Source organism: Myxococcus sp. CA005 (assembly GCF_006518205.1).
In the GTDB taxonomy this organism is placed as follows: Bacteria; Myxococcota; Myxococcia; order Myxococcales; family Myxococcaceae; genus Myxococcus; species Myxococcus xanthus.
Genome location: NZ_SRLV01000011.1, coordinates 26100 through 38406, shown reverse-complemented (window position 1 = coordinate 38406; position 12307 = coordinate 26100). Strand labels below are relative to the sequence as shown.

Sequence of the window (12307 nt, the reverse complement as noted above, 5' to 3'; positions counted from 1 at the left end):
TCCGAAGAGGAGAAACCGGTTCAGGGCCGCGTCAGTCTACAGGGCGCGGTGGCTGTGCCGAAGCGCCTTCCGCATCCGCGCGCTCGGACGCAGCCAACACGCCAGCAACAGGATCACCCCGGAAAGCGTCAACGGCCCGCCGCCCGTGCTACAGCCCCGAAGCGCTGTGTCATGCACCGGCCCTTCGGGCACGAAGGTCGCCGGCGACACCGCCGAGGACGAAGATGACACCGCCTTCAGCGCACGCCCCGGAATGACGCGGGCTCCCGTGGAGGTATCCGCCACGGGCTGACACACGGCGGGGGGACCATAGACGCGCAGCCGGAAGGCACTGCCGGGCTTGCCGGAGATGAGCGCCGCCAGCGAGTTGTGCCCATCCAGCGGCGCGCGCGTGGCCACCAGCGGAACACCCTGCTTGAAGCGAGACGGGTCCACCAGCTCGCGGCCGTTGATCCACACCCAGCCCGCGGTGGAGTCCTCGCCGTTGTAGCCGTTGTCCACGCACAACACGCCCTCACCCGTGCCCGCGAACCCGAGCGCCACGCCGTTGGGCTGACCACTGGTGCGCGCCACTTCCAGCGCCGCGAGCAGCGGCCAGGTACCGGGCCGCGCGCAGACCGCCTCGGGGGACGGCGTGTCCACCGCCGCGAGCTTGCACCCGGGCTCATCATCCAACTTGAAGGTGAAGGCATGGACGTTGAAGTCGCCGTTCTCCGAAACGGTCCACACCACGCGCACCGTGCCGTCCGCGTCCACGCTCAGGTCGGTGAGGCTCTCGTTCTCCGGCGTCTCGGTGATGGCGTAGAGCGTCTCGGTGCTCAAGTCGTAGAGCACGATGTCGAAGTCGTTCCTCACCGGGTCCCTGCGTTCGAAGGCAATCAGCGAGCCGCTGATGCTGGGATTCGCGTCCATGCCCGGCAGCGCCAGCCGCTGCTCCGTGCCGCCGTTCAGGGGCTTCCAGTAGATGTCCCGGTCCGTCACGCCATCCAGGGTCCGCGTGCTGGCGTAGACGGCGATGTCCCCGTTGGTGTCCGGCTGCGACTCCTCGCCCTCGCTGCCCGTCAGCGCCTGTGAGCTGAATCCGTAGGCGCCTCGCCGCGCCTGCCAGATGTCGCAACGCAGGCCCTGCTCGTCGCACTTGGCCCAGACCACCGTCGAGCCATCCGGCGACACCGCGGGCGCACGGTCCTGGAACGTGTCATCCGTGAGCCGGGTGAGCGTGCCCTGGTCCAGGTCATACACGGCAATCTCCGGCTGCGACGTCACGCCGGTGTAGCCGAAGTCCTGCCACGCCACCGTGCGGCCGCCAATCACCGCGGAGCGCCGGCTACTGCCCGCCTCCGGAGCCAGCTCCCGCGGTGCCGCGTCCACGGCCACGTCGAACGTGTAGATGGCGCTCGAAGTACTCACGCGCGTGAAGACGATGGTGCCGTCCGAGATGTCCGACACGAAGTCGAACGCGCCCCCATTGGGGATGGCCGCATCCGCGGAGGTCCGCAGGTCGTGGTAGCGAATCTCGCTCGTGCCACGGGACTCGTTCGTATAGGCCACCAGCGGTCCGCTGACGTGCGGGTCCGTCTGGTCACCCGGGCCGCCGGCCACCACGTGCAGGGTGCCCGTCAGGGTGCGGAGCTCCGGTGTGGAGGCGAAGACGAGCGGGGAAAACAGGCAGCAACTCAGGGCCAGTGTCCGCAGCATCGGATAGGACCTCCCGGGGGTTCCGAAATGAAGACCCATGCCCGCCCAAGGCGCAGTGGGCCCGGAACCTGTCCGGTGCTGACTTCCCACGGCGGTCACGGCCGGCCGGACTTCAGGCCCCGCGGCTTTGCGCACCGGGGCTTTCGCCCGGGATTGCCCTTGAACAGGAATGACTCCTCCCCGAAGTGTAGGGAGCCCACTCGCCGTGGGTCAAGGCGAACACCCGCTCGCACCCACGGCTGCTGGTTCAGTCGTCGCGCGGCTGATTCCAGATGTTCTCGGTATCCGTCTTGAGCGGCGGCGGCGTGGTGTCGACGACCACGTCCTTGGTGTCCTTCTGTTGCGTCCGCCCCACGCCATAGGCCTGGACATCGACGGTGTTACGGCCTTCGCGAAGAACCACCTTTCGCTGGAAGTTTCCCTCTGCATCGGATTTGGCGCTGACGCCATCCACCTCCACGCGGCTGCCCGGTGACGTCTGCCCGCGAACGACCAGCTCACGCTCGCGGCGGGTGCGCTCGGTGGGCCAGTCCACCTTGAGCAGGAGACTGGTGGGGATGGGTGACGGCTCCGACGGCGCCTGCCCCGGACGGACGACGGCCTGCTGTCCCGCGCGGACGATGACGACCTTGCCCTGACCGAGCAGCGTCACCTCGCCTTCACGCGTCCCCACCGCCACGGTGCCGTCGCCGTTGTTGCTCATGGTGAAGGCACCGGCCTGCTGCAACGTGGCCTTGGCATCCGCGTTCGCCGCCTTCACCTCGAAGGTGTGACGCTGCCCCGGCCGCACGACGGCGGTGGCCATACCGCGCGAGAGAAGGATGCGGGACAGCGACTCGGTCAGCTCGTCCACGGAAATCTCCGTGCCCGGGTCCATGTGCACTTCCACCGCCTCGCCGCCAATCAGCATGGCGTACGAACCGTCATCGGTGCGCACGCGCTCATCCCGGCGCAGCGCCATGCCCACCGTGGCCTCGCGCCATGAGCCGTCCGTGTTCTGCACCTCCACCTTGCCGGACACCTGCGTGAGCTCCAGCACCAGCGGCTTCTGCGCCACGGGCGCCTCGACGACGGGCGGCGCGGCGGGAGGAAGTGGCGGCGGAGGTGGCGGGCGCAGGAAGACGAACCACCCCACTGGCAACGCCGCGAGAATCAGCACGAGGCCAATGAAGAAAGGCGCCTGACGGCGCGATGGGCGGGAATCAGCCATGGGCAGCCTCGTTAGCTATCACAGGCCCCCCAAGGGGCCTCACGCCTTCGGCAGCTTCACGGTGAAGCAACTGCCCTGCTCGACTTCCGAGCGGACTTCGATGCTCCCGCCCGCTTCCGTCACCACACGCCAGGCCACGCTGAGCCCCAACCCCACGTTGGACCACACGTCCTTCGTCGTGAAGAAGGGCTCGAAGATGCGGGAGCGGACGTTGGGGGCAATCCCCTTCCCCGTGTCCTCCACCTCCAGGAAGCCGAAGCCGCCGACTTCGCCCGTGCGCAGGGTGAGCCGCTTCTCGGGTGAATTCAGCATCGCGGTGCGCGCGTTGGACACCAGCGCCAGCACCACCTGCGACAAGTGCCCCGGGTCGGCACGCACTCGCGCGAGCCCGTCTCCCAGCACGCTGGTGAGCGCCACGCCATCGCCGCGAAGCTGGTGCTCCGTGAGGCTGAGCGCGTCACGCACCACCGCGTTGAGGTCCACCGGCCGCAGCTCCGCGCGCTCGCGCTGCTGGGAGAAGCGCAGCAGGTTCTGGGTGATTTCCTTGCAGCGCTTGGCGCTCTGCTCGATTTTCCGCAGCGACTCCAAGTCCGGGTCGGCGGCGCCTCGGTCGAGCATCAGCAACTGCACGTTGCCGAGGATGCCCGCCAGCGGGTTGTTGATTTCGTGCGCCACGCCCGCGCCGAGCTGCCCCACCGCGGCCAGCTTCTGCGCCTCCACCAACTGCGCCTGGGCCGCCTTCAAGTCCGCGGTGGCCTCCTCCACGCGAACGCGCAAATCGTCGTTCCAGCGCAGCATCCGGGCACGCGCCGCCTCCAGCTCCTCGCCCATGCGGTTGAAGGTGGTGGCCAGCTCGCTCAGTTCATCCTGGCCGGAGACCTTCAAGCGCGTGTCCAGCTCGCCACGCCCGTAGGCCTCAGCGCCGCGCACCACCTCCGCCAGCCGCACGTTGAGGCGGCGCGTGAAGAGGGCTCCCAGCCCGAGCAGCACCAGGAAGGTGGCGCCAATGGACAGCAACACCGTGCGCCGCATGCCGTGCACGGGCGCCAACGCGGTGGACTCATCCACTTCCACCAGCACGTCGAAGCGCATGCCATGGGGCACGCGCGCCACGCTGACCCGCCGGGCCGGTGACTCCACGCGGAAGCTGCGCACCAGCTCCGTCAGCGGCAGCGCCGGGGCCAACAGGTGCGCGCTCAGCTCCGGCGCCAGTGCCTGCCCCCGGCGCTCCGACGCGGTGCTGGCGAGCACGCGCCGCTCCTCGTCCACCAGGTCGATGCGGCCCAGCCCTTCGCCCAGGCGCCTGCGCAGCACCGCCTCCAGCGGATGGAGCACGACCTCGGCGACGGCGAAGGGCGCGCCCTCGCCTTCCGCCAGCTTCACCGCCACGGCGACCGCCGAGCGCCCCTCGTCCGAGTGCACGTACGCGCTGCCCAGCGCCGCCTGGCCCTTGCCGCCGCCTCGCAGCGTCTGCACGGGAATGGAGCGCACCAGCCGGTCCAGGGACTCCAGAGAGAAGGCCGGGTGCCCGTCGATGGCCTGCGCACGGAAGACGGGCGCGCCCAGTGGACGGCCCTCCGCGTCCAGCTTCAGCACCGCGCTCACCGCGGGAGACTGGCCGTAAAGCAGCCGCAGCGCGCCCTGCGTCTCCGCGTCGCTCGCGGCCTGCCAGTCGATGAGCTCCGCCGAGCGGGCCAGCGCGTCCACCACCTCCATCATGGTGGCGCCCACGGACTCGGCGGTGGCGACCGCCTGCGCGCGCTGCTCCGCGTCGATTCGGGCGGCCAGCTCGGCCTCTGCGCGCGAAAGCAACAGGAAGCCGACCGCGGCCAGGGGAAGCACCGTCGCGGCGAGCATGAACAGGACGAGTTGCTGGTAGAGCCTCATCCGGCCACGGAGCGTACCACCCGCTCCTGGTCACTGCGCAGGAAGACAGAGCCCGCAATCGCCTTGGCGCGCTTCTTCATGTCCGCGGCGCGCCGCGCCAACTCCGCGTGGTCCTGCGTTCCGTCCGTCATCACCGCCACCACGGACACGCTCATGATGGGGAACTGCCGCTTCTCCCCGTAGCGGTCCTCCGCCTCGATGTGGCCGCGCTCCCGGTCCTGCCGGTCGTAATAAAGCGGGATGATGCGGTCGAACGTCTCAATGGCCTTCTGGCAGATGCGGTCCACCGACTCCGGCGAGGTGATGAAGACGAAGTCGTCACCGGCCACGTGGCCCAGGAAGTCACCGGGCGCGCCGTCCTGCGCGAACACCTCACGCATCAAGTCGCCCGTCTGGCGCACCACGCCGTCCGCCTTCGCGAAGCCGTAGTAGTCGTTGTAGGCCTTGAGGTTGTCCAGGTCCAGGTAGCAGAAGGCGAAGGGGCGGCGCGCGGAGAGGCGCCGCTGCACCTCGCGCTCGATGGCGGTGGAGCCCGGCAATTGCGTGGTGGGAGAGGCCGACAGCTCCTGCTCCTTGCGCCGCATCACGCTCTCCACGCGCGCCCCTAGCTCCAGCGCGTCGAAGGGCTTGGTGAGGTAGTCGTCACCGCCCAGCTTGAGCGCGCGCACCTTGGAGGACGTCTCCGCGCGGGCGGAGATGAAGATGACGGAGATGTGACCACCGGCGCTCTCCGCCTTGATCTCCTCCAGGAAGACGAAGCCGTCGCCGTCCGGCAGCGTCACGTCCAGCAGCACGACGTCCGGCCGGCGCTCGCGCAGGGAGCGGCGCCCCTCCTCGATGGAGCCCGCCAGCGCCACGTCGAAGCCGATGTTCTCCAGCACCTCGCGGCAGATGGCGGCAATCTTCGCATCGTCGTCCACCACCAGCACGCGGCCGTGCGCCGGGCCCTGGCGGCCGCGCACCAACGAGTCCACCGTGGCCAGCAGCTTGTCCGGCGCCAACGGGCGCACCAGGAAGGCATCCGCGCCCGCGCGGAAGGCGCGCTGACGCTCGTCGAAGGCGGAGGACACCAGCAGCGGCGCACGGCGCGTCTCCGGGTCGTGCCGGAGGATTTCCGCCAGCCGCAGCCCGTCCACGTCCGGCAGGCGCACGGACACCATCACCGTGTCGGGGGCATACCGGCGCGCGGCGGCCAGGCCGTCTTCCGCGTCGAAGGCCAGCCGCACGTCGTAGCCACGCCCGGTCATCAGCGCCTTCGCGATGAAGGCCACCTCGGGCTCGCCATCAATGATGAGCACCCGGCCGCGGCTCTCCTGCCGGCGCGGGAGCTGGATGGCGTCCGCCACGTCGTCTCCCCGGCGCAGCTCCGGCGGCGGCTCGGTGGGCAGCACCACCATGAAGCGCACGCCGTCCGTACACGGCTCGCACCAGATGCGGCCTCCGTGGGCCTCCACGATGTTGCGGCAGATGGCCAGCCCCAGGCCGGTGCCTCGCACGGTGCGGTTGGCCTTGGTGCGCGCCTGTTCGAAGCGGTCGAAGATGCGCTCCAGGCTCTCCTCCGAGATGGGGTCTCCGCTGTTCCAGCAGGACACCACCACGTAGCCCGGCAGGCTGGAGGTGGCGTGGATCTCCACCCGCACCTCCCCGCCCTCCGGGGTGAACTTCACCGCGTTGTTGAGCAGGTTGTTGAGCACCTGGTCCAAGCGGTTCGGATCCGCCAGGACGCGCAGCGGATGGCGCGGCAGCACGGGCTTCACCAGCACGCGCTTCTCGCCGAAGGCCGGGCCGTACTTCTCCACCACGCGCTGGACGAGCTCGTCGAGGTACGACACCTCGAAGTTCATCCGCAGCCGGCCCTTGGCGAACTTCGACAGGTCCAGCAGGTCGTCCACGATGGCGTTGAGCTTCTCCGTGGAGTCCCGCGCCAGCGACAGGTAGCGGCGCTGCCGCTCGTTGATGTCGCCGGCCATGAAGTTGAGCACCAGGTCCAGCGCGCCGGAGATGGACGTCAGCGGCGTGCGCAGCTCGTGGCTCACCATGGAGACGAACTCGTCCTTGCGCTCCTCCAGTCGCTTCTGCTCGGTGATGTCGCGCAGCACCACGCACACGCCACGCAACGTGTTCCGCGCGTCCGTCACCGGCGTCACCGTCGTCTGGACGTGCCGGTCGAAGAGCTTCACCTCCTCGCGCAGCACCTGCCCGCCCCCGTACTCCCAACCGCGCACCAGGTGGAAGGGCTGGAAGCCCAGGCGCTCCTCCATCAGCCGCGTCGTCTGCTCCTCGGGGTTCTCCCCCGCGTGTAGCAGCCGCCGCGCCGCCGGGTTCATCACCACGATGTCGTTCTTCTCGTCGGTGAGGACCACGCCGTCGGCCATGGACTCCACCATCCGCTCCATGCGGTGGCGGGCTTCCTCCTCCGCCGAGCGCAGGGACTGGATGGCGTCCGCCGTCTGGTTGGCGAGCACGTCCAGCAACACGCCGTCGTCCTCGGAGAAGGCGTCCGGCTTCTGGCTGAACAGCGACAGCATGCCCACCGGGCGCCCACCCGCGACCAGGTTCACCGTGAGCTGGCTGGGGTACACCGACGGCGCCGCCGCGTCCTGGGTGGTGGTGCCCGCCACGCGGGTGATGACGCGGTCCTCGGGCAGCAGGAGGCCGCTGCTCTTGCGGTACGCACCGAGCATGGACTCCTTCACGCCCAGCAGCGCCTTCTCCCCCACCATGCCCTGACAGCGCAGCCGCAGCGTCGCGCTGCGCGCCTCGTCCGGTGCGATGAGCGCCGCGCCGCAGTCGTACGGCAGCACGCGCGCCACGGCAATGAGCACGCGGTCGATGATGTTGTCGTAGCTGGCCGGATCATTCGCGCTGGCGCGGCTGACCTCGTACAGGACGAAGAGCGCCTCCACGCGCTGGTGGAGCTGACGGATCAGCCGCTCCTTGTCCTTGCGCAGCTGCGTGTACTCCACCGCGTTCTTCACGGTGATGAGCAGGTCGTTCACATCCCAGGGCTTGGTGATGTACCGGTACACCTGCCCCTGGTTGATGGCCGCGATGATGTCGTCCGGGTGGGTGTATCCCGTGAGCAGCAGCGCGGTGACGTCGAAGCCCTCCGCGCGCGCGGTGGCCACCAGCTCGATGCCCGTCATCTCGGGCATCCGCTGGTCGGTGATGAGGACGTCCACCGGCTCCTTTCTCAGGATTTCCAGCGCGGCGGAACCGCTTCGGGCCGTGAGGACGCGGTACCGGCGCTGGAACATCCGCGTGAGGATGTCCAGGACGTCGGCCTCGTCGTCGACGAAGAGCAGCGTGTGGCGGAGCTCGGACAAAGCAGCCGAAGTGTACGTCGAGTTCGTCCCCCCACCTCAAGAAGTGAGAAACAGGACGGAACGGGGCACACCGCGAGTGTGCAGGGTGACACCGGACGAGTTGACTCTACACGTCTGTTCAGGGAGAGTGACACTGAAAGCCTGTTGCCTGGGGGGAACGACTCCCCGGCAGGACGGCAGACGAGTGAGGGAGCGCATGGAAGAGCTCACGGAACGCCAGCGCGAGATTCTCAGCTTCATCGTCAAGGAGACGGAGACCCGGGGCTTCCCGCCGACGATTCGCGAAATCGGGGAGCACATGGACATCCGCTCGACGAACGGCGTCAACGACCACCTGAAGGCGCTGGAGCGCAAGGGTTACCTGAACCGGGGCGAGCAGCAGAGCCGCTCCCTGGTGGCCACCAAGCGCGCGCGGTTGCTCCTCGGCCTGGGGGCGCGCAAGGACTCCGGCATGGTGGAGATTCCCCTGCTGGGCAAGGTCGCCGCCGGCGCGCCGCTGCTGGCGCAGGAGAACATGGAGGACTCCGTCAAGATCGACAGCTTCCTGCTCGGAGGTGTGAATGGCCGCGAGGTCTTCGCCCTGCGCGTGAAGGGGCAGTCGATGATTGACGACGGCATCCACGACGGGGACTACCTCTTCGTGAAGAAGACGCCATCCGCACAGCCGGGTGAAATCGTGGTGGCCCTCATCGAGGACGAGGCCACGGTGAAGCGTTACTACCCGGAAGGGGACCGCATCCGCTTCCAGCCGGCCAACGCCACCATGCAGCCCATCTACGTGAGCCGCGCGGAGTTCCGGTCCACGATGATTCTGGGTCAGGTGGTGGGCGTGTACCGCAAGCTCCAGGGCGGCCGCACCCCGTAGTCCACCCCACCCGTCCCGGGCCGTTTCCTGGCCCGGGCCTGACTCAAGGGCACTTCTTGAGGGTGGCGTCAGCCGCCGTCGCCCGCGCGCAGGCGGCCTGCAGGATGCCGGTGTCCTTGAGTTCCCGCGCCAGTTGGGCAGTGGCGACGTGCAGTTCGGCGTCCTTCGCGTGGTCCTGCTCCGCGCTGAGGTTCGCGAGGATGCGCAGCGCGTCCGGCTTGCGGTCCATGGTGGCCAGCAGGCTGGCCAGCTCCCGCAGCTCGCGGATGTCCTGGCCGGACACGGACTCCAGCGCCGCGGACAGCTCCTCCTTCGCGGCCGCGGCGTCCTTCATCCCCAGGTAGATACGGGCCAGCGCCACATGGACGATGGCGCGGTCCTGCACGCGCAGGGACTCCTTGTACGCGCTGATGGCGTCCCCGGGCTTGTCCAGCTTCATCTGGATTTCGCCGACGAGCTCCCAGAGCGTGGGATCCCGAGGCGAGCGGCTGGCGGCGTCGCGGTAGGCGTTGGCGGCCTCGGTGAGGTTGCCGGCGCGCACCAGGGCGTCCCCCAGGGTGGCGAGCACGTCCGCGGTGTGGATCCCGTCATCCACGGCCTTCTGGGCAGCGACCAGCAGCTCCGGGTAGCGCTGCTTCGAGGACAGGACGTCCAGCGCGCGCATGATGAGCGCGGACTTCTGCTCCGGAGAGGGCGCCGCGTTGGACGCGAGCGTGAAGTGCCGCACGGCCGCGTCGTGGTCGCCCTTCTTCAGGTCCAGGTCGCCCAGCGACTCCAGGGCGTTGAAGTCCTGAGGGAAGAGGGACAGGGCCTTGCGCAGCGAACTCTGGGCTTCGACCACCTGGCCCAACTGCGTCTGGATGAAGCCCAGGCGGCTCCAGTTGGTGGAGCGCTTGGGCTCCAGCTTGAGGGCGGCCTCGAACTCGGCGGCGGCGTCCGTCAGGCGGCCCATGGAGAGGTACACCTCGCCGCGCGCGGCGGGCAGGCGCGGGTCGTCCGGGGCAATCTGCTTCATGGCCTCGAAGGAGGCCAGGGCGGCGTCGAAATGGCCCTGGAGGTACTCGGCGGTGCCTTTGACGTAGAGGCCCTCCGCGTGGTCCTTTGGTTTGACGCGAGGCGTCTCGTCGTCACAGCCCGTCAGGGCGAGCAGGGCAATCAGGGAGAGGGCGCGCGGTCGCGGGAACATGAGGGGCTCCGAGGCTCAGAAGTGGTACGCGATGCCTGCGTTGAGGTCCAGGTTGAGGCCGTCTCCCAGCTTCGATTCCGACAGCCCCAGCACCGCCTGCGCGACGTTGGTGCCCAACTCGACCTGGAAGCCCACCGAGCCGGCGATGAGGTACTCCAGGCCCGCGAAGCCCACGACGGTGGGCAGCGGGCCGGTGGACTGGAAGATACCGAAGTCACCGAAGGACAGCTGCACGCCCAGGCCGAAACCCCAGTAGGGCCGCAGGGACTTCTCCACGTTGTGGTAGTGGCGCGCGCCCACGACGCTGGGCAACACGCTGAGGCCACTGCGCACGCCATCCTGCGTGGAGCGCACGTAGCTGAAGCCCACCTGGAGGAAGCCGACCCATTCGGGGTGGAACCAGTAGCCCACCTCGATGTCACCACCTGGGTTCACGTTGGAGAGCTTCTCGATGAAGTTGTTGTTGACGCGCAGGCCCAGCAGCAGGCCTCCACCCCCCGTGCGCGAAGAGCCGCCCAGCAGCGGGCGGGCCGCCACGGACTCCTCCGGCGGGGCGAGCGCGGCGAAGAGCTGGTCGGAGACGGCCTTCGCGGTGCGCAGCAGGTCCTCCGCTTCCGGGGCCTCCGCGCGAGGCCGGGCCAGGATCCGCCCGCCCGCGGCGTCCAACAGGTTGGCGGTGAGCAGGTACTGGTCGCCGAAACGGTCCAGGCGGCCGGCCACGACGTAGCGGGCGCCGGTGAGGGCCACGAGTTCCTGGAAACAGTCTCCCCGGTCACACGTCTTGAGGCCCTGGAGTTGCTGCTGGCGCTCGTCGTCCAGGGCGGCCTCGACGTCCCACTGCGAGAGGACTCGCAGCCGCGGCGACTCCGCCAGCCGCGAGGTGATGAGCGAGGTGACGCCCGGCGCCGCGTCGCGGCCCGCCTCGTTGGCCTCCAGCATCAGCACCGCCACGACGACGGGCCCGGCCGCATCCGTCGTGCTCGCCTGGACCGCGGCGGCCTGTGACACAGGGGCTGGCGCCTGGGCATGCGCCGCCGAAGCCAGCAAGACGAAACAGGAGAGCCACCAGGACACGAAGCGCGACACGGGCCGGCACTCTACCTTCACCTGGGCCCGGCACCGAGGCCCAGACGTCACACGACGTAGCGCCCTGCCCCGCCGACTGGAGCAGGAAGGCAGCCGGGCCCGCGCCGCCTCGCCTACGAGGAGGGCATCGGCCCCAGAAAGTCGAGCGGGTCCACGGGCTTGCCGTCCAGGCGCACCTCGAAGTGCAGATGGGGCCCGGACGTCCGGCCCGACTCGCCGACGGTGGCAATCACCTGCTCGCGGCGCACCTTCTGCCCGGTGCGCACGCGCAGGTCGCGGTTGTGCGCGTACAGGGTGATCAGCTTGTTCGTGTGCTCGACGATGACGATGTTGCCGTAGCCACGCTGCTCGCCCGCGTAGAGCACCGTGCCTTCCTGCGCCGTCTTCACGGGCGTCCCGGAGGGCGCGGCCAGGTCGATGCCGTCGTGCGGCTCCTTCCCCTTCTTCCCGAAGCGGCCGTACAGGACGCCCCTCATAGGCCAGTCGAGCTGCCCCTGCGTGGCCACACGAGGCCGGCCCGCGGCGCTCGCCGGACGCGACAGGGACCGGCTGCGCGACGGGGGCTCCTCACGGCGACCCGAGGTCGGCACGCTGCGCCGCCCCCCAGCCGACGTAGAGGTCCGGACCGGCTCCGGGTCCGCCTCCGCCAGGGCCCGCACGGGCACGCTGCGCTCGACACCGGGGATGGAGAGCTCCTGCCCCACCGCCAACGCCCACGGCGCCTTGATGCCGTTGGCCGCCCCCAGCTCCTCCACCGTGAGGCCGTAGGTGCGGGAGATGCGGTACATCGTCTCGCCCGGTGCCACGAGGTGGCGCACGGCCACCAACTCCGGTTCGTCGTGGACGCCCCGCAAACTGAACGGAAGCGGCGTGGTCCGCTCCGCCGCGTCGGTGACTTCCGCCGTCTCGTCCTCACGCGAAACGGCGTCCAACCCGGTGTCCGGCCCGGCAACGGAGGATGCCCGGGTGCCCACGCAGCCGCTCAACAGCACGGCCAGGAGGAACACCCGGAGCGCCCCACGCGCTCGGCTGGACACGCACGGCGCCAA

8 protein-coding genes are annotated in these 12307 nt (G+C 69.5%); 1 reads left to right on the top strand and 7 read right to left on the bottom strand.

The annotated features are described in order from the left end of the window. Positions 1-36: 36 nt before the first annotated feature. The 4 genes from FMQ63_RS07040 to FMQ63_RS07025 all read right to left on the bottom strand — a co-directional run bounded on the left by FMQ63_RS07040 (position 37) and on the right by FMQ63_RS07025 (position 8121). The gene (locus FMQ63_RS07040; protein ID WP_216608357.1) at positions 37-1698 is read right to left on the bottom strand and encodes a hypothetical protein; all 1662 of its coding nucleotides are present in this window, start codon (positions 1696-1698) and stop codon (positions 37-39) included. A 247-nt stretch (positions 1699-1945) separates the two neighbouring features. Continuing rightward, positions 1946-2908, bottom strand: a complete 963-nt coding sequence (locus tag FMQ63_RS07035; protein ID WP_011554442.1) for a FecR domain-containing protein — start codon at positions 2906-2908, stop codon at positions 1946-1948. Positions 2909-2947: 39 nt separating this feature from the next. Next, positions 2948-4795 (bottom strand): sensor histidine kinase, encoded by a 1848-nt coding sequence (locus FMQ63_RS07030; RefSeq protein WP_011554443.1) that lies wholly within the window; start codon positions 4793-4795, stop codon positions 2948-2950. Beyond that, a complete protein-coding gene (locus tag FMQ63_RS07025) occupies positions 4792-8121 on the bottom strand; it encodes a response regulator (protein WP_011554444.1) in 3330 nt (1109 codons plus the stop codon). Before FMQ63_RS07025 ends, FMQ63_RS07030 begins: the two co-directional genes overlap by 4 nt. A 196-nt stretch (positions 8122-8317) precedes the next feature. Here FMQ63_RS07025 and lexA point away from each other — a divergent pair, with 196 nt between their 5' ends. Next, positions 8318-8986, top strand: coding sequence for a transcriptional repressor LexA (gene lexA, locus FMQ63_RS07020; RefSeq protein WP_011554445.1), 669 nt, complete (start codon positions 8318-8320; stop codon positions 8984-8986). 43 nt (positions 8987-9029) lie between these two features. On the opposite strand, the gene FMQ63_RS07015 is transcribed toward lexA, so the two are convergent. The 3 genes from FMQ63_RS07015 to FMQ63_RS07005 form a co-directional block, all read right to left on the bottom strand. Further along, positions 9030-10172 (bottom strand): lipopolysaccharide assembly protein LapB, encoded by a 1143-nt coding sequence (locus FMQ63_RS07015; RefSeq protein WP_011554446.1) that lies wholly within the window; start codon positions 10170-10172, stop codon positions 9030-9032. Positions 10173-10187: 15 nt separating this feature from the next. Next, on the bottom strand, positions 10188-11309 hold the full coding sequence (locus FMQ63_RS07010; RefSeq protein ID WP_011554447.1) for a hypothetical protein: 1122 nt from the start codon (positions 11307-11309) through the stop codon (positions 10188-10190). Positions 11310-11371: 62 nt separating this feature from the next. After that, positions 11372-12307, bottom strand: coding sequence for a M23 family metallopeptidase (locus FMQ63_RS07005; protein ID WP_011554448.1), 936 nt, complete (start codon positions 12305-12307; stop codon positions 11372-11374).